The following is a 25,109-nucleotide window of genomic DNA, read 5'->3' on the forward strand; positions in this document are numbered from 1 at the left end:
CGGGCACTGTGGGTTTGCGGGGTGTGAGCCGCATGGATGCGGCGACCAAGCCCCCATGGATGGGTTTACGGCGTCCCCGCAAACCCACAGTGCCCCGCCATCCCTCAGTAAACCCGCTGTTGCTTTGGCTGTTGCCGTTGCTCTGGCCTCTGCGGGTGCCGGGCGCCGCCCGACCGTAAACCCCTTACTTCTTCGCGCGCGGCTGGTTCAGCGGCTCCATCGCGCGGAAGCGCTTGCTGTACTCATCGGTCAGGTTGCGCGATTCCTGGTTGTTGCGGACGATGGTCGGGGTCAGCAGCACGATCACCTCCGAACGACGGCTGGTGCGGGTCTTCTGCCCGAACAACGCACCGACCACCGGGATCCTGCTCAGGCCCGGAATGCCGCTGCTGCCATCGGTGGCCGAGTCGGTGATCAGGCCCGCCAGCATGATGGTGTCGCCGCTCTGTACCGCCGCTTCGGTGGACAGCTTCTTGGTCGAGATGCGCGGGTTGCAGTTGCGCTCGTTCGGATTGCAGGCGTCCGGCACGTCGGAAGCGCTGCTGACCTCCTGCACGATATCCAGGAACACAGTGCCATCGCGGGTCACGCGCGGGCGTACCTTGAGGATCACGCCCGTGTCGATGTACTGCACCGAGCTGTAGGTGCTGGTGCCCACGCCGGTGTTCACCGTGGTGGTGTTGATCGGCACCTTGTCGCCAACGTTGAGCGTGGCCTCGGCGTTGTTGCGCACGAACACCGACGGTGTCTGCAGCAGGCGCAGGTCGGTGACCTTGTCCAGCGCGCTGACCACGGCGGCCGCGTTGTGGCCGGTGAACGCCCAGCCCACGCCGTCGTTGCCAGTGACACCGCCGGCGAAGGTATTCCACGAACCGCCCGCTGCCGGCGGCAGGGTCAGGCCTGCCAGTGCGCCGGTCAGCGCGCGACCAGCCACGGCGTTGTCGAAGAACCAGTTCACGCCATACTTCAGGTCACCGGTCAGCGCGACTTCGGCCACCTGTGCCTCGATGTGCACCTGCAGCGGCATCACGTCCAGCTTTTCGATCACCTCGCGGATCGAGCGCCAGGCCTGCGGCGTCGAGCGAACCAGCAGGGTGTTGGTCTCCTCCACCGCCGACACGCCGACGCGGTCGCCCTCCACTTCCAGGCTGACACTGACGTTGCCGGGCTGGCGCTGCGGCAGGTTCAGGCTGCCGTTGCTGCTGCTACTGCCACTGCTCCCGCCCAGCGTCGAGCCGAGGGTGCTGCTGTTGTTGTCCATGCCACGATCGCCGTCACCGCCCAGCTGCGACGGGATGGCGCCTGGCGCCAGCGAGGCCGGGCTGGAGGCGCCGCGGTTGCCACTGCTGGCGAAGGCCTCGCTGAGGCGCTCGGCCAGATCGCGTGCCTTGATGTAGCGCAGCTCATAGGAGAACAGGCGGGCGCTGCCACCTGCGGTGTCGATGCGATCCAGCCACTGCTGGATCTGGTCCAGGTAGCGTACCTGCGGCGTGATCACGAGCACGGCGTTGGCGTTCTCCAGCGGCAGGAAACGGAACATGCCAGCACTGGGCGTCTTGCTCTCTTCGCCAAACACCTTTTCCAGGTCGGCCGCGACCTGCTCAGCCTTGCCCGACTGGATCGGGAACACGCCCACCGACATGCCCGACAACCAGTCGACGTCGAAGATCTCGACGGTGCGCAGGTAGTTTTCCAGTTCTGCGCGCGTACCACCGAGGGTGATCACGTTGCGGCCGCTGTCCACATTGACGATGGCGTTGGGACGCGCATACGGCTCCAGCACCTTCTTCATCTCGGTGGCGGAGATGAACTGCAGCGGGACCACGCGGACCTCGAAGCCGCGTGCGCTGGCCGCCGGCGCGGTGCTCGGCGCGACCGTACCGGCCAGCGCCTGGTCGGCGGCGACGATGTTGTAGCGGCCGCCGCTGTAGACCATGCGCGCGTTGTTCCAGCCCAGCACCATCTCCAGCAGGTTCAGCGCCTGCGCCGGCGAGACCGGCTTGGGCGTGGCCAGGGTCACCGTGCCCTGCACGCCCGGTGCAATCACGTAGTTCTGGCCAAGCATGTCGCCAAGGATGGCCTTGACCACCGCATGCAGCGATTCGCCTTCGAAGTTGAAGGTGGCCTCGCCGGTGCTGGCGCCATGCAGCGCCGGTGCCGGTGCGCGCGCGGCCTCACGGTTGATCATGGTGCCGGTGCCGCGGCGGATCACCGCCTGCGGTGCGCCCTGGCTCTCGCGGGCGGCATCGGCGGCGACGTCGGCTGCCTGGCCGGCATCGGCACTGGGCGACAGGTTGCCGTTGCGCTGCACGTGCGGCGCGGACACCGTACTGCAGCCGACCAGCAGCGCGAGGGCAAAGGACCAGGGAAGAAAACGCAGGTTCATGCATTCACTCTATCGGTTGGTGCCATCGCCCGGGGGCGGCGACGGTTGTTGCTGCTGTTGTTGCAGCTGGCGGCGACGGGCCTGGATGCGTTCGCGGATGGCCTGCATCTGCGCTTCGCTGGGACCGTTGTTGTTGGCCGGTGGTGTTTTTGCAGCTGACGCCGCAGGCGTGGGGGCATTGCCGGCGGGCGGCGTCGGTGGGGTGGCCGCGACCGGTGGCGGCGCCGGCGGAGCACCCGCCGAAGGCGGCACGACGATCGCGCCTGCAGGCGGTACACCGTTGGCACCGCGCAGCACCGTCGGCGGCTCACCGCCCTGGCCGTTGAACACCGCCAGTTCCAGGACCTGGTTGCCACCGGGGCCGATCACCGTGGCCTGGCGCGGCTGCAGCGCCACCAGCTGCCAGCCATCCACGGCTTCGCCGTTGAGACGCAGGCGCAGCGAGCGGTTCTGTTCGGTGGTGAAGGTGGCCATGCCGAAATCGCCGGTCAGCAGCACGCCGGTCAGGCGCAACGCGGCACTGGCCGCCGGTTCGCTGCCCCCCAGCAGATAGGGCCGCGGCCTGCGGTCTTCGGCGAATAGCGGGCGCTCACCGATCGCGCTGTAGCTGTCGGCGCTGGCCATGCGCTCGGCCGCCAGCGGCGGCAGCGATGGCAGCGATGGCGCGGCGTCGGCATCACCGTCGGCGCCCGGCAGCTGGCTGCCCAGCCCGAACACGGTTGACAGCCAGACCGCCGCCGCCCAGCCGGCCAGTGCCAGCAGGAAGCCGGTACGCAGGCTGATCTGCTCAAGCTTCATCGGCCACCTCCGGCCCTTCGGACGGGGGCGCCGGCTGGGGCGCAGGCGTGGCCTCGGCCGGCGACGTGGACGGTGCCGGTGCCGCAGCGGGTGCCGGTACCGTGCCGTCGGCGGCGGCGCCTGGCAGCAGATAGCCGGCCAGCTCGAAGGACACATCCAGGCCCAGCCCCGATTCGTTCGGCGATTGCTGGAAGCGCTGCGCGATCAGGTTGAGGTTGTCGACGAACAGGCGGGGGCTGCCGGTTTCGAGGCTGTGCAGCACGGTGGCCAGTTCGGCCACGCCGCAGCGCAGGCGCACCTGCATGGCGACGCGCACGAACTCGGCATCGCGCCGGTTGTCGGTCAGCGGCGTGCGGTTGCTGATGGTGCAGCTGCGGTTGCCCGGGCTGGCCATCGCGACTGCATCCTGCAGCCGGGCGCCCAATGCAGCGGCGGCAGCTTCGGCCGTGGCTTCGCGCAGGAAGCCTGGCCGCTGCTGCAGTGCCTCGCGGGTAGCGCGAAGGCGCTGTTCGATCTGCGGCTGCTGCTGCAGCTGCGCCTGCACGCGCGACTCGCGTTCGCGCAGGGCGGCGACATCGGCATCGATCGCACGCAGCGGCTGGGTGAACCAGGGGTGCACCAGCAGCAGATAAGCCAGGCCCAGCACTGCCAGCAGCAGTGCCAGCGCCAACCAGCGATCACGGCGTGCGCTTGGCATCGGCATCGGCCGCCTCCGGGGTCGGTGCTGCGGCCGGCAACGGCTGCAGTTCGGCGGTCATGGTGAAGCGGTCGCGGCCACTGGCCGCGCCATCGGCCTGCAGCACCCCGGTCAGGTTGACCTTGCGCCACTGCGGTGCGTCCTGCAGCAGCTGCACCAGCTGCGATGCTTCGCGGCTCAGGCCGATCAGCTGCAGGTTGTTGTTCTCGATCGCCAGCTTTTCCAGGTAAGTGCCTTCCGGCAGGCGCCGGGTCAGTTCGTTCCAGATCTCCACCGTACCGGCGCGCTGGCTGCGCTGCTTCTCCAGGAATGCGGCGCCATCGATCAGCGCCTGCAGCTGCGCGCGTTCGCTGGCCACGCCCCGTGCACTGCGCGCGCTGCGCTCGACCTGCGCACGCAGTTCGTCGGCAGCGGCCTGGCGGTTGTCCAACAGCTGCGCCGCGGCCAATACCAGCATCACGACGGCCGCCACTGCCAACAGCAGGTTCCAGCGCCGCATCGGGTCTGGCCGCAATTGGCGCTGCGCGGGCGGCAGCAGGTTCACCTGCAACACGTTGCCCTGCGCATCGATGGCATCGACGCCGGCCAGCGCATCGGCCCATTGGCCCACCCGCGTGCGCCATGCTTCCAGCTGCCGCAGTGGCCACGCCACCAGTTCGACCTGCAACTGCCCTTCGCCGCCCGCGCCGAGTTCACGCACGTCATAGCTGACCTGGGACGCTTCGAACGGGGTCTGCCGGTCGATTTCGAAACCGACCACGGCACGCAGGCGGTCGGCCGCCGCGGCGGGCAGGCGCAGCGTGCGCCGCAGCACATCCGCCGCGGGCAGCAGCCACACCCGGGGCAGGCTGCGCAGGCGCGGCTCGAGTACCCGGTCCAGTTCCACCGGCGACAGCGGCCACGGCAGGCGCGCCACCACTTCGCGGCGTTCACCGGCCTCACGCCAGACCTGCAGCTGGTCGCTCTCAGGCTGCAGCAACAGGCGGGCCTGGCCCCAGCCCAACGCCCATTGCCAGCGCACCGGTACCCAGGCCAGCAGCGACTGCCGCCACCAGCGCAGGAAACGGCCAGCGCCCGGGCCGATCCGGCCCTGCACCTGCCGCAGACTGTCCTGCCACGCCGTCATCTTGCTGTCATTCCCTGCTCCCAGCGAAGCACTGTGTAGGTCCGCCCGGGAACCCCGCCCGAGCCACTGCGTACCACTGCCTGCAACACCGACCTGCGTCCACTGCTGTCGATGGCAGCGGACTCGATACTATAGGTGCCGCTGCTGCTGGCAAGCGTTGTCGTACCACCAGCGGAATCTGCATCACGCTCCTGCTGGGCGCGCTGCGCCAGCACGGTATCCGCATCCAGGCCCAGTGCGGCCAGTACCGGTGCGCTGGCGAACTGGGGATCCGGGCGCGCCTGGCGGCTGTACAGGGTCAGGTGCGGCAACATCGCCCGGTACAGCGTGCCGCGCATGCCCAGCACGCGCTGCAGCTCGCCCAGGGTCTCGAAGCGCTTGTTGCGTGGGCCATAGGGCAACCCGGCTGCGGCGTAGTCCTGCGCTTCGGCACCACCGCCCGGCTGCAGCAGGCTGTCCTCGTCACGCCAGTCGATGATGGCCCCGGCCAGCTGCCGGGCCTGTGCATCGTCTTCACCCAGTGCCTTGAGGAAGGCGGCCAGCAGCGCGGCATCGGCCAGGTTCAGGTTGATCTTGCCGTTCTCGTCCAGCACCTTGATCTCGATGCTGGCGTCGTCGAACTGCCAGCGATAGGTCCGACCGTCGGCACGCCAGGGCGCGCGCTGCGGATCGGCCGACAGGCGCAGCAGTGCATACTCGAGGCCGGCACGCGCACGTTCCTGCCCGCGTGCATCGTCATCCAGCACGCGCTGCTGCAGGTGTTCGACCCGTGCGCTCAACGCGAATGCGCCGACCAGCGCGGTCATCAACGCGATCAGCCACAGCACCAGCACCAGTGCCGCCCCACCCTGACGCCTCATCGCGCGCCTCCGCTGCCACCGGCGCGCAGCGCCACCACCAGCGGTGGCCACGGCGCTCCACGGGCCGGCACGATCTGGATCTCCACCAGCATCGGCAGGCGGCGGGTGTCGTCCCAGCGCGGCATCCAGTCGGTCACCTGCCCCGTGCTGGCATCGATACCCCGATAGCGCAGCTGCACCGACTTCAGGTTCTCCACCAGCACCTCGGGCGGGCGCGGTGGATTCTCGGCGATGCGCTCGCCTTCCTGCAGCAGCACCAGGTCCAGCAGCAGGCGCTGTTGGCCATCGCGTCCGTCGACCTGCAGCGCGTGCAGGTAGGGGCCGCCACGGCCGAGGTATCCGGGCAGGTCGGCGGCGAACAACATGCGTTGCTCCTCCCCCTGGAAGAAGATCGGTTCGCGGGTGGGGTCCGGAACCTCAAGCGGGGTGCGCAACGCGCCCGCCAGCTGCCTGCGAAGCAAGGACTCGACCGCGCGCATGCGTTCGCTCTCGGCGGCGATCTGCTCGCCACGCTGGCTGACCGCCATCGCCGAGCGCACGCTGGCAAAGGCCAACGCCAGGCCGCCGGCCAGCAGCACGGTGGCCAGCATCACTTCGACCAGGGTGAAACCTGCGGCGCGGCGCCTCACCGCGCATTCTCCAGGTCGGGCGGCAACAGGCGCAGGCTGCGCCAGCGCAGCTGCTCGCGCTCGCTGTCACCCCAACGCACCTGCAATTGCAGCTCTGCCAGCCATGGGGTCCCCGGTGACGTGGCCTGCACGACATTGCCAGCGCGTGGTTCCACCCACGGCTGAACCTGCAGTTCCCAGTGATAGCGCCCCTGTTCCCAGTCACCCTGCTGGCTGCCCACCTGCAGCGGTGCGTCGACGCCGGCCTCGGCCAGCAACGACTGTGCATGCAGCACCGCGCGCGTGCGCAGCTCGGCATCGCGCACCTGTTTTGCGCCGCCGGACAGGCTGCCCAGCAGCAGGGTCAACGCCAGGCCCAGCAGGGCGAAGGCGATGATCACTTCCAGCAGGGTGAAGCCACGCGCGCGCCGCTTCATTGCGCCCGCCAGGGGCCGGAGCGGACCTCGCCGGTGAGCCAGCCGACGTCGACGCGCCATTCGGCGCCGTCGCGCTGCAACCGGATGCGGCCACCGCTGGAGCCACCATCGGGATGGAATTCGATCACGCCCTGCCCCGGCGCGGTGGCCAGCTGTGCGGCACCTTCGAACTGCACCTGCAGCTGTACGGGCACCTCACCGTGGCGCTGGTTGGCGCCTTCCCAGCGCCGCCGCGCCGGCTCGATGACGAAGCGCTGCGGTTCACCGCGGGCGATCGCCTGCGCGCGCACCATGCGCAGCTGGCTGGCGATGTCCTTGCCTGCGCTGCGCAGCTGCATGCCGGCGAAGCCGCGCGACAGGCCAGCGGCGGTGATCAGGCCGATCGCCGCGATCAGTGCGATCACCAGCAGCATTTCCAGCAGCGACAGTCCCGCCGCGCGCCTGCCGTGCAGGCGCGGGTGGGGCAACCGGCGCGGCAGGAAATACGTCATGCGCGGTTACGGCTGGTAGCGGATGTCAGCGTCGACGCTGCTGCCGCCGGCCTTGCCATCCTTGCCCAGGCTGACCAGCTCATAGGGCTGGCCTTCGCCCGGTGCGCGGTATTCCAGGGCGTGGCCCCACGGGTCGTTCAGGTCGGCCGGCTTGGCGTACGGGCCGAGCCAGCCGCCAACACCGGCCGGTGCGGTCACCAGGTCATTGAGCGAGTCGGGCAGCTTGCCGGTGTCGATCTGGTAGTTGTCGATCTTGGACGCCACGGTCTGCACCTGCGCCTTGGCGATGTTGGCCTTGCCACGGTCGGCACCGCCCAGTACGCGGCTGGCGACCAGGGTCAGCACCGCGCCGATCAGCACGATGACGATGATGATTTCCAGCAGGCTCATGCCCGACTGGTTGCGCGCGGCGGTGAAGGAAAGGCGGATCGGTCGGCGACGGGCAATCATGGACGGTCCTTTCAGTTGCGGAGTGTCGGGGTTGCAGGGAGTGCCATCGTCAACCGATGGCATTGGTCAGGTCGTACAGCGGCACCAGCACGGCCACGATCACCGCGCCCACCACCGAGGCCAGCACCAGGGTGATCGCCGGCACCATCGCCGCCAGCAGGCGGTCGATGCGCCGGGCACTATCCTGTTCGAAGGTGTCGGCGGCCTTCAGCAGCATGGTATCGAGGGCGCCGGATTCCTCGCCGACCTGGATCATCTGCAGGGCGAGGCGCGGGAAGCGCTTGCCGCGCGACAGTGCCAGCGACAGGCCGGCACCATTTTTCACTTCATCGGCGGCCGCTTCCACATCGGCGGCCAGCGCGCGGTTGCCCAGTACGTTGCGCGCGATGCCCAGTGCGCCCAGCAGGGGCACGCCGTTGCGCAGCAGGGTGCCCAGCGTGCGCGCCAGGCGCGCGGTCTCCAGTTCACCGACGAGACGGCCGATGCCACGGCGCTGCAGCAGCCAGCCATCCAGCGCCAGCCGGAACGCCGGTTGCCGCGCCTTGCGCTCGAAGAACAGCGCCAGCAGCGCCGGCACCACCAGCAGCAGCACCCACCAGTCGCGCACGAACAGGCCCAGCTGCAGCACCGCATTGGTGAACCACGGCAGCGCCACGTCCAGGCTCTCGTACATCTGTGCGAACTGCGGCACCACGTAGCCAAGCAGGAACAGCAGCGCACCGCCCACCACCACCAGCAGGATCGCCGGGTAGACCAGCGCGTTGATGACCTTGCCCTGCAGCGCGCGGCTGCGCTCCAGGTAGTCGGCCAGGCGTTGCAGGGTTTCATGCAGGCTGCCGCCGGCTTCGCCGGCGCGCACCATGTTCACGTAAAGGCGCGAGAACAGCCCATGCTGGCGTTCCAGCGCGGTGGACAGCGGTGCACCGCCGCGCACCACGTCGCGGATGTCGGTGATCGCGCGGCGCGATCGTTCGTCCTCGGGCAACCCCAGCAGGATCGACAGCGCGCGATCCAGCGGCTGGCCGGCACCGAGCAGGGTCGCCAGCTGCTGGGTGAACTGCAGCAGGGCGGCGCCCTGCAGGGGGCGCTGCTGCAGCAGGTTGCGCCAGCTGCGGCCGCCGATCGCGCCGGCGTCGGCCAGCTGCGTCTCCATCGGCAGGTGGCCCTGGTCCTGCAGGCGCGCGATCAGCTCGGCCTCGCTGGCCGCTTCCATCTGCCCGTCGAAGACCTCACCGTGCGGATTGAGCGCCTTGTAGCGGTAGTTCGGCATGTCAGCCCCGGCGTCCTGCGCGCATCAGCTTTCCTCGGTCACGCGCAGCACTTCCTCGATGGTGGTCTGTCCGCTCAGCGCCTTGGACAGGCCATCCTCGTACATGGTGCGCATGCCGGCTTCGCGGGCGATGCGCTCGATCTCGCCCATGCCATCGCGACGCATCACCGCACGCCGCAGCGCATCGTTCATCACCAGGAATTCCATGATGGTGGTACGCCCCAGGTAGCCGGTCGGCGCCAGCGCCGAGGGCTTCGGGCGGTAAAGGTGGATCGGTCCCTCCGGCTGCAGGCGGCGCAGCTCGAAGCGTTCGATCTCCTCTGGCGAGGCTGCGTAGCGTTCGGCATGGGTGGGCTCCAGCCGGCGCACCAGGCGCTGGGCCAGGATGCCGTTGATGGTCGAGGTGAGCAGGTAATCCTCCACGCCCATGTCGAGCAGGCGGGTGATGCCACCGGCCGCATTGTTGGTGTGCAGGGTGGACAGCACCAGGTGGCCGGTCAGTGCCGACTGGATGGCGATGCGCGCGGTTTCCAGGTCGCGCATTTCACCGATCATGATGATGTCCGGATCCTGGCGGACGATGCTGCGCAGCGCGTTGGCGAAATCCAGGCCGATCTGCGGCTTGGCCTGGATCTGGTTGATGCCCTCGATCTGGTATTCGACCGGATCTTCCACCGTGATGATCTTGACGTCGGCGGTGTTGAGCTGGCTCAGCGCGGTGTACAGCGTGGTGGTCTTGCCCGAGCCGGTCGGCCCGGTCACCAGCAGGATGCCGTGCGGCTGTTCCAGCACCTTGCGGAACTGCGGCAGGAAGGCGTCGGTGAAGCCGAGCCGGTGGAAATCGAAGACCACCGTTTCGCGGTCCAGCAGGCGCATCACCACGCTTTCGCCATGCGCGGTAGGCACGGTACTCACGCGCAGGTCCAGCTCCTTGCCCTGCACGCGCAGCATGATGCGGCCGTCCTGCGGCAGGCGGCGCTCGGCGATGTTGAGCCGGGCCATGATCTTGATGCGGCTGATCACCGCGGCGGTGAGATTGGCCGGCGGGCTCTCGCCCTCCACCAGCACGCCATCAACCCGGTAGCGGACTTTCAACCGGCTCTCGAACGGTTCGACATGGATATCCGAAGCGCGCAGTTCCACCGCACGCTGGATCACCAGGTTGACCAGACGGATCACCGGCGCTTCCGAAGCGAGGTCGCGCAGGTGCTCGATATCGTCGACCGCGCCGCCCTCGCCATCGGCGGTTTCCACGATCGCGCCCATCGCGCTGCGGCCCTGGCCGAACCAGCGCTCGACCAGGTCATCGATCTCCGCGCGCATGCCCAGCACCGGTGTCACCGGAACCCCCAGCGCCAACTGCACGGCCTGCTGCGGATAGGCATCGTGGGCATCGGCCAGCCACAGACGCACCCCGTGTTCATTCAACTCCAGCGGGCACACATGGAACTGCTTCAGGAAACGCAGCGACAGCGGTAGCCCTTCGGCCAGCGCCTGCGGCGGGGCCTCCGGCACCTGCTTGCCCTCCAGCAGCGGCAGGCCCAGCACCTCGGCGCTGGCCTGTGCCTGGTCGCGTTCAGACACCAGGCCCAGGCGCACCAGCAGGCCCAGCAGGCTGCCGCCGGCCTCGGCGTGCAGCGGCCGCGCGCGCGCCAGGTCTCCTTCCTTGAGCCGGCCGCGTGCCAGCAGCGCATCCAGGATGCGGCCTTCGGCATCGTCGGTAACGGTTGCAGCGAGCGCGTTCACGTGACTCTCCTGTCAATCGGACCGACTTTAGCAGTTAAGCCATGATTTCCGCCGCCCTGCCGCCAGCTTTCGTAAAAAGACGAAGCCCGTCACACAGGATGACGGGCCTCGGCCGTTCAACTACGACACGACAGGTTTACTGCGTGGCGAGGATGCTGACGCCGTTGTAGGCCGCTTCGCCCACCACCTTGATGTAGTAGGTGCCTGCCACCGGCTTGTTCACCCGTACCGTTTCGGACGTGCCGGGACGGGTCGACTTGCCATCGTTGTCGCTGGCGCTCGGCTCGCGTCCCTGGGCGATGTAGACCGACACGTTGCCGGTGCCACCGTAGGTGATCACGCTGAACTGCTTGCCAGCGGCTGCCTCGAAGCTGTACAGGCGGCTGCTGCCGGCCGTACCGTTCAGGCCCCCCACCGCGGCCTTGTTGGTCAGCGGCGTCGCCACCGGCCCGCAGTTCTCGGTGCACGGCTCTTCCAGTGCCTTGGCCAGCGCCGCCTTGGCATCGACGATGCCGGTGCCGATCGGGGTGGCGGCCGGAATGCTGACCGGGAACGGGCGCGCGGTTTCCTTCAGCAGCGTGCGCATCGCGGCGGGGGCCAGCGGATCCTTGCCCTTGGCGATCAGCGCGCTCTGCACCAGTGCAGCGACGGCAGCCACGTGAGGCGAGGCCATCGACGTGCCGCCCATGCCCATGTAGCTGTAGCTGCCCGACTCCGGCGTGGTGGCCGCATCGGAACTGGACTGCCAGACGTAGCCGCCGGGATTGCCATCGACGCTGCCACCACCACCCGGACCGGACAGGTCCACGCGGGTGCCGTAGTTGGAGTAGTAGGTGATGCCGCCGGTGATGCGGGTGGCACCGACGGTCACCACGCCGTCGCAACTGGCCGGACGGTACTTGGAAGCGTTGTCGGTCTCGTTGCCGGCCGCCACGACCACGGTGGTGCCACGCGAGATCGCGCCATTGATCGCATCCTGGTAGGTTCCGTCACAGCTGCCGCTTCCACCCAGGCTCATGTTGATGATCTCGGCCGGGTTGGCATTGGCGGGCACGCCCGCCACGGTGCCGCCGGAGGCCCAGGTGATGGCGTCGGCGATATCGGAGAGGTAGCCACCGCACTTGCCGAGCACGCGGACCGGCAGCACCTTCGCCTTGTGCGCGACACCGGCCATGCCGACGCCGTTGTTGGTCTGCTCGGCCACGGTGCCGGCCACATGGGTACCGTGCCAGGAGCTGTCCTCCGCGACGGAGCCGGTGTAGCACTCATTGTCGTTCTCGACCCAGTCGCCATAGTCCTGCGCGCCCGGCACGCGATCGTTGGTGGCACGGCGCGACGTCTCGGCATCGCTGATGAAGTCGTAGCCTTCCAGCAGGTTGCCGACCAGGTCCGGGTGCTGCGGCAGGATGCCGGTGTCGAGCACGGCCACCACCACGCCCTCGCCCTGCGATACATCCCACGCCGACGGTGCGTTGATGCCACCGGTGGCGTTGTGCAGGTGCCACTGGTACTGCTGGTAGTACGGATCGTTCGGCGCCAGCGCCGGCTGCACGTCACCGGCGCGCAGCTCGGTGCGGCGCAGCTTCACGTCGGCTTCGGCGTACTGCACGGCCGGGTCGGCCTTCAGTTCCTTCAGCACGCGCTGCAGTTCCGCAGGCGCCAGGCGCCCCTGCAGGCGGATCAGGTCGGCACCGACGCCGAGCCTGCGCACGACCTGCGGGCCCAGCGTGCTGGCGCGGGCGGTGCCACCGGACAGGCTGGCGCGGGTCAGCGCGGACTGCACGGTGGACAGCTTGGCCGAACGGTCGCCCGCTGCAGCGGTGCCGGCACGATACTTGACGATGATGCGCTCGGCGCCCGGCTCGGCGGTGCTGGCCTGGCGCACCGGTTCACGGGTCGGCAACCCGGCGGCGTGGACGGCACCCACCGCGGTCATCGACAGCACGGCGGCGGCAAGCACATTGATGCGAAGGTTCTGCTTCTTGATCACGTCGAAATTCCTCTTCTGGGTCATGGATCGAACCAACACTGCGGCCATCATTCCTTGACGACTCCCGGCCGGCCCAGCCGGGATTGCCGTGACCTCCCCCCAGGCCCTGATTGCAGGTTTGGCGCCGGCGTGGGTGGCCGCCGGCGCAGTGGTTTGGCTTACCAGCCGAAGCCGGCACCAACGCCGACCGAGCTGTCGTCACTGCTGAAGGCACCGCCGAAGGTGACCGTGGCGCGATCGCTGATCGCACGCTGGTAGCCCAGCGACAACGCCGACTCGCCGCCCTGGAAACCGATGCCGACGCCGACCCGGTTCTGGGTGCGGATACCGGCGGCACTGGTGGCCATGTTGAGCATCGCCGCGCTCATGGCGCCCTGGCGGTCGATGCGGCGATCCATGTGGCGCAGGCGCCCGTCGATCTCGCCCTTGAACACATCGAAGCTGTCGGCGACGGCCTGCACGCGGCTGTCGGTGTAGCTGTTGGCAGTGGCCATGCCACGGTCCAGCTGGCCCTTGTTGACGGCGTCGGTGGCGGTGGTGCCGGCGGCGACGTTGGTGACCTGGCGTTCGTTGCCTTCGCTGCCCACCGACACCGTATTGGCACGATCGGCGACCGAGCCCTGGCCCAAAGCCACCGCGTTGGCAGCCGTGGCACTGGCACCCTGGCCGATGGCGGTGGACGAGGCGCCACTGGCCACTGCGCCCTCACCCATGGCGACGGCATTGAAGCCCGTGGCCGGGGTGCCAACCGGAATCCCGGCACCGGCGGCGGCGGCAGTCGGCGTGCCCTGCACGCGTGCGGTGCTGGCCGGTGCTGCATCGGCGGTGGCCGGTGCGTCGGCGACGCTGGCCAGCGGGCTTTCATCCAGCGACGCACTCATTGCGCGCAGGCTGGAAGCACCTGCACGCGTGCCACCGGCAGTACGACGGTCAATCTCACTGACCTTGCGGTCCAGCGCACCGAGCGCATCGCCGACGTTGCTGTAGGTGGCGCCCTGGATCACGTAGTTCGGCGCCACGAACACACCCTGCATGCCGACGCTGGCGCCACCGCCGAGGAAGCTGGCGGCATCACTGAGCGACTGGAACAACTGCCCGCCATTGATCGCCTGGCGGCTGCCGGCGGCGATGCTGCCGGCACCGACGTTGTCGATGGTGGTGCCCTGGAAGCCGGACAGGGTCAGGCGATCACGGCTGGCGTCGTCATAGCCGACTGCACTGGCCGCCGTGGTCTCGACCGTCGCGATGCGCGAATCGAAATCGCCCACGCGGGTTTCCACTGCGCCCACGCGCTGGTTGGTGACGTTGAGCTGGGAGCCGGTAACCGCATCGGTGCTGCCGGCGGCGATGCGGCCGTCGGCCACATTGACGATCCGCCGCGTGGCCGGGCCGGCGGTGCCGTTGCCACCGCCGACCGAGACCACGTTGGCCTCCAGCGCACGCGAACCGGCACCCAATGCCACTGAGTTGTTGCCGCTGGCGCCGCTGTTGGCGCCCAGTGCCAGCGCCGCGTTGCCGATGGCCGTGGCACCACTGCCCAGCGCATTGCTGCGGCTTCCACTGGCGTTGGCGTTGCCGCCGATGGCCACGGCATCCGTGCCGGTGGCACTGGCGGTACCCGAACCGTTGGCCTTGAAGCGTTGGCCGACCGCATCGGCGGTGGCGGCCACTGCATCCAGCTGGCCCTTGTTCACCGCATCGGTGGCCTGCGTACCGGCCGCGACATTGGTGAGCTGGCGGTTGATCGCGCTGTGGGTGACTCCGGCAGCATCAACCCACTCCTGTGCGGCACCCACCGACACTGTGTTGGCACGGTCGGCCAGCGAGCCCGCACCCAACGCGACGCTGTTGCCGGCGTCCTTGGTGGTCCAGGTATTGCTGCCGAGCACCGTCGCGTTGCTGGCCTGCGCGTAGCTGTTGTAACCGACCACGGTGGCGCCGTCTTCGGTAGCCCACGCCTCACTGCCGATGGCGGTGGTGAACCGGCCAGCACTGACGCTGGCGGCATCCTGTCCGGCCAGTGCATTGAAGCCGACCGCCACGCCGTTCAATCCGGTCGCGGCGTTGTTGCCCAGAGCGGTGCCGTACTCGCCAGCCTTGGCCTGCACGCCGAAGCCGGCGCCGGCGATCTGCGCAATGGTGCCCTGGCCCACCGCCGTGGACACGTCGGCGGCCTGCGCGGCACTGCCTATCGCGGTGCCGAAGAAGCCGGCGCTGGCGCCTGCACCAAACGCCGTGGCACGCCAGCCATTGGCCTGTGCGAAGTTGCCGACTGCAGTGGTTTCGCGACCATCGGCGATCGCGCCGTAGCCCACTGCGGTGGCCGCCAGGCCGGCGGCCTCGGCCATGCCGCCGACAGCGGTCGCCCCGATGCCCTGCGACTGCGACTGCGCGCCGATCGCAATGCTGGCGGCGCCGCCGCTGCTGCTCTGTGCACCCAGCGCGACGGCACCGCCTGCGGTGCTGCTGGCACCGCTGCCGATCGCCACACCCCGCTCGGCCGTGGCCAGTGCGTCAACGCCGACCGCCGTGGCATTGGCCGCGACCACCGTTGCGCCGCTGCCCAATGCGGTGGTGCCGTTGCCAATCGCATTGGCCGCATTGCCAGCGGCGAGCGCGTCGTCGCCCTCCACCCGTGCACCGGCTTCGCCATCGGCGTTGCCGCTGGCCTGGAACTGCCGGCCAGTCCTGTCGGCAACGCTGGCAACCGCGTCCAGCTGGCCCTTGTTCACCGCGTCGGTGGCCTCGGTGCCGGCTGCCACATGCGTCACCTGGCGCTCACCGCCCGCGGTGCCCACGGCCACGGTATTGTCGCGCTCGGCCTTGGAGCCGGCGCCCAGCGCCACGCTGTTCAACCCACTGGCGGTGGCACTGGCGCCCAGTGCCGTGCCATCTGCGGCATCCGCCCACGAATTCCAGCCTATCGCGGTGGCGTAATCTTCGGTCGCCCAGGCGCCGGCACCGAAGGCCGCCGCGCCGGTGCCGCTAGCACGCGACGGGATCAAGCCGAAGAAGGTGCTGCCACCAATGGCCACGCTCTCGGCGCCACTGGCTTCGCTGGACTGGCCGACCGCAACGGCACCGCTACCGGCTGCGGCGGCACCGAAGCCGACCGCGGTGGTGTTGGCCCCGCTGGCGGCCGAGCCGTAGCCCAACGCGGTGCCGAGGCGTCCGCTCGCTTCGGCATAGCCACCGACGGCGGTGGCGCCATCGGCAGAGGCGGCACTGCGGAAGCCACTGGCCAGTGCCTGCGTGCCGCTGGCGTTGGATTCGGTGCCGGTCGCGGTGCTGTACGCACCACTGGCCTGTGCACGCGCACCCGCGGCGCTGGCACCCAGCTCGCTGGCACTGGCGCCGGTACCGAGCGCAAGGCTGTCTTCGCCGGTGGCCTGTGCGGTACTGCCCAGTGCTGCGGCGTTGTTGCCGGTGGCCAGCGCATCGATGCCGACCGCCGTGGCGTTGGCGGCCAGTGCATTGGCGCCGCTGCCGAGTGCGGTGGCACCGTTGCCGATGGCGTTGGCCGCATCACCGGCCGCCAGCGCGTTGTCACCCTCGACCAGGGCGCCGGTTTCACCCTCGGCGTTGCCACTGGCCTGGAACTGCCTGCTGGTCTTCTCCGCTGCTGCGGCTACGGCGTCAAGCTGGTTCTTGTTGACCGCATCATTGCCCTGCGTGCCATCGGCCACGTTGGTGATCTGGCGGGTATTGCCAGCACCGCCTACCGACACGGTGTTGTCACGGTCCGCGATCGAATCGGCACCCAGCGCCACGCTGTTGGCAGCGCGCGATTCGGCGGCGTTGCCCAGTGCGGTGCTGTTGATGCCGCCGGACCAGGCGCCGCCACCGACGGCGGTGGAGTAATTGCCCGATGCTTCGGTGGCCAGCACGCCAAACAGCGAACCACCGACGGCGACGCTGTTGGTGCCGGTGGCCAGGCTACCCTGGCCGGTGGCGGTGCTGTAGGCACCCGACGCCTCGGAGTCGCCGCCCAGCGCCACGCTGTTGGAACCGGTGGCACTGGCGAAGTTGCCGAAAGCGGTGGCGTTGAACGCCGATGCCTGGGAATAGCCACCGATGGCGGTGCTGTAGCCACCGGTCGCTTCGGCGCCGATGCCGAACGCTGCCGACGCCGTGCCGCTGGCGACGCTTTCGCTGCCGACCGCGGTGGCGCCGCTGCCGCTGGCATTGCTGAAGTAGCCCACCGCCACGGCTTCCTCGCCGGAGGCTTCGGACAACACACCGTTGGCGGTACTGCCGGCACCACTGGCGATGCTGGCGGCACCGAACGCCGCGCTCTGCTCGCCGCTGGCTTCGCTTTCCGCACCCTGCGCGGTGGCGTACTCACCGGTCGCCTGTGCGTTGGCACCGACGGCGCTGGCGTTGGCCGCGCTGGCCAGCGCGTTGAGACCGATCGCCTGCGCGTTGTTGGCCAGCGCATTGGCACCACTGCCGAGTGCGGTGGCGCCGTTGCCGATGGCGTTGGCCGCATCACCGGCGGCCAGCGCGTTGTCACCGTCCACCAGCGCACCGGCCACGTCACCGCCGCTGCCACTGGCCTGGAAGAAGCGGCTGGTGGTGGTGGCGGTACTCGCCACCGCATCCAGCTGCGCCTTGTTCACCGCATCGGTGGCCTGGGTGCCAGCGGCGACGTTGGTGATCTGCCGCTCGTTGCCGGTGCTGCCGACCGACACGCTGCGGGCGCGGTTGGCAACCGAGCCGGCGCCGAGCGCGACAGCGTTGCTGGCGCTGGCGTTGCTGCCGGCCCCGAGCGCGATCGCGCTTTCACCACCGGCCACCGTGTTGGTGCCGATGGCAATGCTGTTGAGGCTGTTACCCAGCGCCTGGAAGCCCAGCGCCACGCTGTTGTCGCCATAGCCGAAGGCACCACGGCCGACTGCGGTTGAGCTGGCACCATTGGCCCAGCTGTTGTAGCCGATGGAGGTTGCGCCACTGCCGCTGGCCCATGCCGCGTTGCCGAACGCCGAGGCGTTGGTGGCGGTGGCCCATGCACCGGAACCGAAGGCGCTCGCACCACTGGCCGTGGCCCAGCTGTAGCCACCGACAGCGGTGCTGTCATCGCTGCTGGCGAAGGCGCTGTCACCGACCGCAACGGCATAGCTGCCGGTCGCACGCGACTTGCCGCCGGCCGCGAAGCTGTTGTCGCCGCTGGCCTTGGCGGCATTGCCGAACGCGCTGCTCACGGCACCGGTGGCCTGCGCACCGCTGCCGACCGCCGTGGCATCGGCAACCGCCGTGGTGCCCACCTGCTGCGCCTTTCCGTCGGCGCCGATGATCGGCTGGTTGTACTCGTCGTAGGCCTGTCCGAGGCCACCGATGGCAACACCACCGTTGCCGGTGGCGCTGCTGTTGCGACCCACCGCCACGCTGTCATCACCGATCGCTGACGCGGCAGCGCCATGTGCAACTGCACCAGCACCGATCGCGTTGCTCGAGGAGCCGGCCGCGACCGCACCTTCGCCCTCGGCGAACGCACCGGCATCACTGCCCGCTTCGGGCTGTGCCTGGAAGAAGCGCGCGGTGCCGTCGGCGGTGCTGGCCACCGCGTCGAGTTGGGCTTTGTTGACCGCATCGGTGGCTTCACTGCCCGCGGCAACGCTGGTGATCTGCCGCTCGTTGCCGGCACTGCCCACGGCCACGCTGTTGGCGCGCACCGCTTCGGAATTCGCGCCGAGCGCGACGCTGTTGGCACCACGTGCAGTGGCGTAGTAGCCCACCGCGGTGCTCTGCGCACCGCTGGCCCAGGTCTGCGCACCGAGCGCGCTGGCATTCTCACCCGGGGCATAGGCGAAGTAGCCCACGGCGGTGGATTCCACGCCGGATGCTTCGGTCAGGCTGCCGTTGGCCACCGCACGATCACCGCTGGCGATAGCGCCGGCGCCGACCGCGGTGGCGGCTTCGCCGCTGGCCTGGGTCTGCACGAAGAAGCCCAGGCCCGGAATCAGGTCGGCCGGGCCGCCGATGGCGACGCTGCTGCTACCAGTGGCGGTACTCTGCGTACCCATTGCGGTGGAGTAGTCGCCGATGGCATTGGCGACCGCACCGAATGCGGACGACTGCGCACCGGCGGCATACGCGCCAACGCCGTAGGACGACGCCGCAAATCCACTGGCTTCGGCACTGGCGCCCACGGCGGTGCCACCGACACCTGCGCTGGTCGCGCCGGTTTCCACCGGCACGCCGCCACTGGTGATCAGCGGATTGCCATCGGCATCCACCGCAGCACCACCGACGGCGACACTGCCCGGGCCGTTGGCCTGTGCGTTGTTGCCGAACGCGGCGCTGTTCTGGCCCGACGCCAGCGCGTTGTTGCCGACGGCGGTGGCGTTCTGCGCAACGGCCGTGGCGCCGGCACCCACGGCGGTGGTGCCGTTGCCGATGGCGTTGGCCGCCTCGCCGGCCGCCAGCGCCTCGTCACCTTCGGCCAGCGCGCCGGCGTCGCTGTTGCTGCTGCCAGTGGCCTGGAAACGCTTGGCCGTGGCATCGGCCACGGCGGCCACGTTCTTCAACTGGCCGACATTGACCGCGTCGGTATCTTCAGTACCCGCAGCGACGCTGGTGATCTGCCGGGTCAGGCCATATTCGGCGGCGCCGACAGAGACGGTATCGACGCGGTCGGCCAGCGAGCCGGCGCCCAGCGCCACGCTGCCGGTGGCAACCGCCGCCGAGTTGGACCCCAGCGCGGTGCTGTACTCACCGACGGCGGTGCTGAACGCACCCACCGCGATTGATGCTTCATTGGCGGCAGTGGCGCCGCGGCCCAGTGCGGTACTGCCCGGGCCCATCGCCACGGCACCGCCACCCACGGCAGTGGCGCCATCGGCGGTGGCTTCGGACAGCGCACCCAGGGCGGTGGCCGCGCCATTCTCGCTTGCAGCGTAGGCACTGGCGCCGACGGCGGTGTCACCAAGACCGAACGCGGCAGCACTCTGCCCGACCACCACGCTGGCGTCACCGATTGCCAATGCGCCCTGGCCGAACGCGCTGGCGCCCAGGCCGGCGGCAATCGCCTGGGTACCGATGGCGGTGGTGGCATTGGCCAACGACTGCGCACCGGCGCCCACTGCAACCGCGCCCTGCCCGTCGATCTTCGCCGCGTCGCTGTCATCACCTGCGCCATCGGCCTTGAAATAGCGGTTTCCATCTGCGGCGACATCCGCCAGCGCGGCCTGCGTGGCGCGCGCCTGCGCATCCAGCTGTGACTTGTTCACCGCATCGGTGGCCTGGGTACCAGCGGCCACGTTGGTGATCTGCCGTTCCTTGCCGGCGTCGCCGACGGACACGGTATTAGCCCGCGCTGCTTTGGAGCCAGCGCCCAGCGCCACGCTGTTGGCGGCGCTGGCATTGCTGTTGCTGCCGATCGCCACCGCGTTGCTGCCCTTGGCCGTGGCCGAGCCTTCGATCAGGCACTTTTCCAGCAGCTTGCCGCTGAATGCGACGCAGGTAGCGCTGCCGCCGATCTGCACTGACTGTGCAATGGCGGAACCGCTCATGCCCAATCCCAATACCAGGCCCAGTGCCACCGCCAACAGCGCGGGCGTGGCCTGTGTCGTATCGCGGCGCTGGTCGACAACACCACCGCTGCTGTCGGAGGAGGCCAGTTCCGAGGCCACCACCAACTGACCCAATGCTTTGTTCCAGACCTTGCGATAAATCCGATTCATCGGTACGGCTCCTGATTGGACTGGTTTTGGGCAAAGCAACGCCACCGCCGGGCCTTGTGGCCCAACGTCCCCTGGGGGCGTTTATTCGCGTGATTTACTGCGGGGTATTGCCGAACGGCGCGCAGCGACAGAAAACCGAGCGCGTGCGCCGAGCGGTTACTGCGGAATGAATGGTTCTGAAACGGGGTTCAAGTGTTAACGGCAACTTTGCAGATCGTCAAGACTTTGACACGACAAATGCTATTGCCGTGAAGCAGTTCACCATTTCACGTGTTTATAAAAGTATTTTGTTAGGTACACGTGACGGACCGCTGGCGCATGAAAACCGATGTAACTAGCGGGCACGACAAGGGTTTCACGCGCGCAAAGAAAAACCCGCCGACGAAGCGGCGGGTTTTTCCATACGCGGTGGCATTGCGGCCTGCGCGGAACGATGCGATCAGCCGCACCACACCCGCGCGTTGCGGAACATGCGCATCCACGGCGAATCACCCTGCCATTCCGCCGGTGCCCAGCTCAGGTTGAGCGCGCGCGGGGTACGTTCCGGGTGCGGCATCATGATGGTGACGCGGCCGTCGCTGCTGGTCAGGCCGGTGATGCCGTCCGGCGAACCGTTCGGGTTCAGCGGGTACTGGCTGGCCACCTTGCCATTGCCATCGATGTAGCGCAGCGAGACACGTGCAGCAGCCTGGTCGACGGCATTGTCGAACACGGCCTGGCCTTCACCATGCGCCACCGCCACCTGCAGGCGCGAGCCGGCCATGCCACGCAGCAGGATCGACGGCGATTCCACCACTTCCAGCAGCGCGGTGCGGGCTTCGAACTGCTCGCTGGCGTTGCGACGGAACTGCGGCCAGTGCTCGGCACCCGGAATGATGTTCTTCAGCTGGCTCATCATCTGGCAGCCGTTGCATACGCCCAGCGCGAAGCTGTCTTCGCGCGCGAAGAACGCGGCGAAGGCATCACGCAGTGCGCTGCGCTCCAGGATCGAGGTGGCCCAGCCACGGCCGGCACCGAGCACGTCGCCATAGCTGAAGCCACCACAGGCCACCAGGCCGGTGAAATCCTGCAGGGCCACGCGGCCTTCAATCAGGTCGCTCATGTGCACGTCGAAGGCACGGAAGCCGGCACGCTCGAAGGCGTTGGCCATTTCGATCTGGCCGTTGACGCCCTGCTCGCGCAGCACCGCCACGCGCGGACGCGCACCGCTGCTGATGAACGGTGCCGCCACATCCTCGTTGAGGTCGAAGCTGAGCTTCGGCTTCAGGCCCGGTGCGTTGAAGGCACGCGCGATCTCGCGCTCGGCATCGGCATTGGCCGGGTTGTCGCGGCGCTTCTGCATCGCGTGGGTGACCGACCACCAGGCATCGAACAAGGCCTCCCAGCGCCACTCGGCCAGGTTCTCGCCGCCCAGCGACACGCGCACCACCGGTGCGGTGGTTGGCTTGGCGATGCGCTGCGCGCATTCGGTCAATGCATGGCGTTCAACCAGGTCGGCAAACGCTGCACGGTCTTCGCGCGCGATCTGCACCACCGCGCCCAGTTCTTCGTTGAAGAGGCTGCGGAACGGATCGTCACCCCAGGCATCGAGGGCGATGTCCAGGCCCAGGCGCGAGGTGAAGGCCATTTCGCACAGCGCGGCGAAAGCACCGCCGTCGCTGCGGTCGTGATAGGCCAGCAGCAGGCCGGACTGGCGTGCATCGCGGATCAGCTCGAAGAAACCCCGCAGGCGCTGCGGATCGTCCAGGTCCGGGGCGGCACCGGCGAAGGCCGGCAGGTCGCCGTGGTCGGCATGCACCTGGGCCAGGATCGACCCCCCCAGGCGCTGCTTGCCGGCACCGAGGCCGATCAGCCACAGCTCGCTGTCCACCTCCCGGTCGAGCAGCGGGGTCAACTGCTGGCGCACGTCGGCGACCGGCGCGAACGCCGAGATCACCAGCGACACCGGCGACACACTCTTGTGCGCTTCACCCTGGTCGTGCCACTGCGCCTGCATTGACAGCGAGTCCTTGCCCACCGGGATGCTGATGTCCAGCTGCGGGCAGAGTTCCATGCCCACCGCCTTCACCGCGTCGTACAGCAGCGCGTCTTCGCCCGGGTGACCGGCCGCGGCCATCCAGTTCGCCGACAGCTTGATCTCATCCAGCGCATCGACCGGGGCCGCGCACAGGTTGGTCAGCGCTTCGCCCACCGCCATGCGTGCCGAAGCAGCGGCATCGAGCAGGGCCAGCGGGGTGCGCTCGCCGATCGACATCGCCTCACCGGCTACGCCGTCGAAGTCGGCCAGGGTGATTGCCACGTCGGCCACCGGCAGCTGCCACGGGCCGACCATCTGCTCGCGCGCGGTCAGGCCGCCGACGCTGCGATCACCGATGGTGACCAGGAAGTTCTTCGAGGCCACGGTCGGGTGCGCGAGCACGCGCAGGCCGGCTTCCTGCAGGTCCAGGCCACCGGTCTTCAGCGCCGGCCAGCGCGGTGCCGGCGGGTGCGCGGTATCGCGGTGCATCTTCGGCGGCTTGCCGAACAGCACGTCCATCGGCAGGTCGATCGGTGCATCGGCCGGGGTGTGGCCCGGCACGGCACCGTAGGCCACCACCAGATGTTCCTCGGCGGTGGCCACACCGACCGCAGCGAACGGGCAGCGCTCGCGGGCGCACAGCGCGGCGAACTCGGCCAGGCGTTCCTGGGCCACGCCCAGCACGTAGCGTTCCTGCGACTCGTTGCACCACAGCTGCATCGGCGACAGCGACGGATCATCGGTGGGCACCTTGCCCAGGTCGATGACACCACCGACGTTCGAGTCGTGCAGCAGTTCGGGGATGGCGTTGGACAGGCCACCGGCGCCGACGTCGTGGAAGAACTTGATCGGGTTGTTGGCGCCCATCGCCACGCAGCGGTCGATGACCTCCTGGCAGCGGCGCTCCATTTCCGGGTTGTCGCGCTGCACGCTGGCGAAGTCCAGGTCCTCGGCGCTTTCACCGGAGGCCACCGAACTGGCCGCACCGCCGCCCAGGCCGATCAGCATCGCCGGGCCACCCAGCACGATCACCGCATCACCGGCCTGCAGCGGGATCTTGTCGACCTGCACGCGGTCGATCGCGCCGAGGCCACCGGCCAGCATGATCGGCTTGTCGTAGGCGCGCACCAGATCGGCGCCTTCCGGCAGCTCGAAGCTGCGGAAGTAGCCGAGCAGGTTCGGGCGGCCGAACTCGTTGTTGAACGCGGCGCCACCGAGCGGGCCGTCGGTCATGATTTCCAGCGCCGGTGCCATGCGCGGGTTCAGCGCGCGCGGCGCCTCCCACGGCTGCGGTAATTCCGGAATGCGCAGGTGCGAGACCGAGAAGCCGGTCAGGCCCGCCTTCGGCTTGCCACCGCGGCCGGTCGCGCCTTCGTCGCGGATCTCGCCACCCGCGCCGGTCGAGGCGCCCGGGAACGGTGCGATCGCGGTTGGGTGGTTGTGGGTTTCCACCTTGATCTGGAAGGCACTGGGCACCTGCGCTTCGCGGCGGTATTCGCCACTGGCCGGATCGGGGCGATAGCGCGACGCCGGATGGCCTTCGATCACCGCGGCATTGTCGCTGTACGCGCTGAGCGTGTGCTGCGGGGTCTGCTGGTGGGTGTTCTTGATCATCCGGAACAGCGAGCGGTCCTGCTCCTGGCCGTCGATGGTCCAGCTGGCGTTGAAGATCTTGTGGCGGCAGTGCTCGGAATTGGCCTGCGCGAACATCATCAGTTCCACGTCCGACGGCGAGCGGCCCAGCGCGGTGAAGCGTTCACGCAGGTAGTCGATCTCGTCCTGGGCCATGGCCAGGCCGAGGCGCTGGTTGGCGGCCTCCAGCTGGTCCACCGGCACGCGTTCCAGCTCGCCACGCGCCGGCGCCGAGAACAGCGCCTGGCCCTGCTCCACGGTCTCCAGCACCGACTGCGTCATCGGGTCGTGCAGCGCCTTGACCAGCGCCTGCTGAGCGTCGGCATCGGCCGGCCAGCCCTGCACGTCGATGCGCAGGCCACGTTCGACCCGGCTGACCGGCTGGCCGGCACCGCGGACCAGTTCGGTGGCCTTGCTCGACCAGGGCGACAGCGTGCCCAGGCGCGGCACCACGATGCGGCTGACTGCGCCTTCGGCCACGGCTTCGGCCTGCGGCGCAGCTTCGAGGATGCGGCACAGCGTGGTCAGGTCGGGGGCGGCGCTGCCTTCGGGCTGCACGAAGTAGACGTGCCAGGCGCCGCTGATGCGCAGGGAGGGAGCGATGGACTGCAGGCGGGATTCAAGACGTTCGCGGCGGAACGGCGACAGGGCGGGCGCGCCCTCGAGGACCATCATGTCCGGGGAACCGTAGTTGGGAAACGGGCCCGACATTGTACCGGAAGCGGGGGGTGGGCTTTGGCCGGGCGGCGCCCGGCACCCGCCGAGGCCAGGGCCGAAGCAACGGCAACGGCCAAAGCAACAGCAAGAGCTGGCTTCTGTGAGCTGGCGGGGTGGTGGGAGCCAGCAGGACCGTTGGCGCCATGGATGGCGCCATCGAGCCCCCATGGATGGGTTTACGGCGTGTCCTGCTGGCTCCCAC

At 69.1% G+C, this 25,109-nt stretch carries 14 protein-coding genes; all 14 read right to left on the reverse strand.

Features of this window, described 5'->3' with window-relative positions:
- Window positions 1-184 precede the first annotated feature (184 nt).
- Window positions 185-2,386, reverse strand: a complete 2,202-nt coding sequence (gspD, locus tag ABGA94_RS18640; protein WP_375367908.1) for a type II secretion system secretin GspD — start codon at window positions 2,384-2,386, stop codon at window positions 185-187.
- A gap of 9 nt (window positions 2,387-2,395) precedes the next feature.
- Window positions 2,396-3,184 (reverse strand): hypothetical protein, encoded by a 789-nt coding sequence (locus ABGA94_RS18645; RefSeq protein ID WP_375367909.1) that lies wholly within the window; start codon window positions 3,182-3,184, stop codon window positions 2,396-2,398.
- On the reverse strand, window positions 3,174-3,881 hold the full coding sequence (gene gspM, locus ABGA94_RS18650) for a type II secretion system protein GspM (RefSeq protein ID WP_231114026.1): 708 nt from the start codon (window positions 3,879-3,881) through the stop codon (window positions 3,174-3,176). Before gspM ends, ABGA94_RS18645 begins: the two co-directional genes overlap by 11 nt.
- Window positions 3,862-5,007, reverse strand: coding sequence for a PilN domain-containing protein (locus tag ABGA94_RS18655; RefSeq protein WP_095378085.1), 1,146 nt, complete (start codon window positions 5,005-5,007; stop codon window positions 3,862-3,864). The genes gspM and ABGA94_RS18655 overlap by 20 nt, the downstream gene beginning before the upstream one ends.
- Window positions 5,004-5,867 (reverse strand): general secretion pathway protein GspK, encoded by an 864-nt coding sequence (locus ABGA94_RS18660; RefSeq protein WP_375367910.1) that lies wholly within the window; start codon window positions 5,865-5,867, stop codon window positions 5,004-5,006. Before ABGA94_RS18660 ends, ABGA94_RS18655 begins: the two co-directional genes overlap by 4 nt.
- Entirely contained in the window at window positions 5,864-6,496 is a 633-nt protein-coding gene (locus ABGA94_RS18665) for a type II secretion system protein J (RefSeq protein WP_053499709.1), read from the reverse strand. Before ABGA94_RS18665 ends, ABGA94_RS18660 begins: the two co-directional genes overlap by 4 nt.
- A complete protein-coding gene (locus tag ABGA94_RS18670) occupies window positions 6,493-6,912 on the reverse strand; it encodes a prepilin-type N-terminal cleavage/methylation domain-containing protein (protein WP_005415227.1) in 420 nt (139 codons plus the stop codon). The genes ABGA94_RS18665 and ABGA94_RS18670 overlap by 4 nt, the downstream gene beginning before the upstream one ends.
- Window positions 6,909-7,403, reverse strand: coding sequence for a GspH/FimT family pseudopilin (locus ABGA94_RS18675; RefSeq protein WP_111128425.1), 495 nt, complete (start codon window positions 7,401-7,403; stop codon window positions 6,909-6,911). Before ABGA94_RS18675 ends, ABGA94_RS18670 begins: the two co-directional genes overlap by 4 nt.
- Window positions 7,404-7,409: 6 nt before the next feature.
- Window positions 7,410-7,853 carry a type II secretion system major pseudopilin GspG gene (gene gspG, locus ABGA94_RS18680; RefSeq protein ID WP_375367911.1) on the reverse strand — a complete coding sequence of 148 codons (444 nt, stop codon included), beginning with the start codon at window positions 7,851-7,853 and terminating at the stop codon, window positions 7,410-7,412.
- A 49-nt stretch (window positions 7,854-7,902) separates the two neighbouring features.
- Window positions 7,903-9,123, reverse strand: a complete 1,221-nt coding sequence (locus ABGA94_RS18685) for a type II secretion system F family protein (RefSeq protein ID WP_005415224.1) — start codon at window positions 9,121-9,123, stop codon at window positions 7,903-7,905.
- A gap of 24 nt (window positions 9,124-9,147) precedes the next feature.
- On the reverse strand, window positions 9,148-10,869 hold the full coding sequence (gspE, locus tag ABGA94_RS18690) for a type II secretion system ATPase GspE (protein WP_053499707.1): 1,722 nt from the start codon (window positions 10,867-10,869) through the stop codon (window positions 9,148-9,150).
- A 136-nt stretch (window positions 10,870-11,005) separates the two neighbouring features.
- Window positions 11,006-12,859 (reverse strand): S8 family peptidase, encoded by a 1,854-nt coding sequence (locus ABGA94_RS18695; protein WP_111128434.1) that lies wholly within the window; start codon window positions 12,857-12,859, stop codon window positions 11,006-11,008.
- A 158-nt stretch (window positions 12,860-13,017) separates the two neighbouring features.
- On the reverse strand, window positions 13,018-20,541 hold the full coding sequence (locus ABGA94_RS18700; protein ID WP_375367912.1) for an ESPR-type extended signal peptide-containing protein: 7,524 nt from the start codon (window positions 20,539-20,541) through the stop codon (window positions 13,018-13,020).
- Between the two features lie 439 nt (window positions 20,542-20,980).
- A complete protein-coding gene (purL, locus tag ABGA94_RS18705) occupies window positions 20,981-24,865 on the reverse strand; it encodes a phosphoribosylformylglycinamidine synthase (RefSeq protein WP_138953198.1) in 3,885 nt (1,294 codons plus the stop codon).
- Window positions 24,866-25,109: the final 244 nt, after the last annotated feature.

It is taken from the genome of Stenotrophomonas sp. 3diitr2024 (assembly GCF_042136455.1).
GTDB lineage: Bacteria > Pseudomonadota > Gammaproteobacteria > Xanthomonadales > Xanthomonadaceae > Stenotrophomonas > Stenotrophomonas sepilia.

What these genes read in the sequence shown, in the direction of transcription:
- ABGA94_RS18645 (WP_375367909.1), bottom strand. Translation starts at nt 3,184, where the DNA reads ATGAAGCTTGAGCAGATCAGCCTGCGTACCGGCTTCCTGCTGGCACTG.
- purL (WP_138953198.1), bottom strand. Translation starts at nt 24,865, where the DNA reads ATGATGGTCCTCGAGGGCGCGCCCGCCCTGTCGCCGTTCCGCCGCGAA.
- ABGA94_RS18670 (WP_005415227.1), bottom strand. Translation starts at nt 6,912, where the DNA reads ATGAAGCGGCGCGCGCGTGGCTTCACCCTGCTGGAAGTGATCATCGCC.
- ABGA94_RS18685 (WP_005415224.1), bottom strand. Translation starts at nt 9,123, where the DNA reads ATGCCGAACTACCGCTACAAGGCGCTCAATCCGCACGGTGAGGTCTTC.
- ABGA94_RS18700 (WP_375367912.1), bottom strand. Translation starts at nt 20,541, where the DNA reads ATGAATCGGATTTATCGCAAGGTCTGGAACAAAGCATTGGGTCAGTTG.
- gspD (WP_375367908.1), bottom strand. Translation starts at nt 2,386, where the DNA reads ATGAACCTGCGTTTTCTTCCCTGGTCCTTTGCCCTCGCGCTGCTGGTC.
- ABGA94_RS18655 (WP_095378085.1), bottom strand. Translation starts at nt 5,007, where the DNA reads ATGACGGCGTGGCAGGACAGTCTGCGGCAGGTGCAGGGCCGGATCGGC.
- gspM (WP_231114026.1), bottom strand. Translation starts at nt 3,881, where the DNA reads ATGCCAAGCGCACGCCGTGATCGCTGGTTGGCGCTGGCACTGCTGCTG.
- ABGA94_RS18660 (WP_375367910.1), bottom strand. Translation starts at nt 5,867, where the DNA reads ATGAGGCGTCAGGGTGGGGCGGCACTGGTGCTGGTGCTGTGGCTGATC.
- gspG (WP_375367911.1), bottom strand. Translation starts at nt 7,853, where the DNA reads ATGATTGCCCGTCGCCGACCGATCCGCCTTTCCTTCACCGCCGCGCGC.
- ABGA94_RS18675 (WP_111128425.1), bottom strand. Translation starts at nt 7,403, where the DNA reads ATGACGTATTTCCTGCCGCGCCGGTTGCCCCACCCGCGCCTGCACGGC.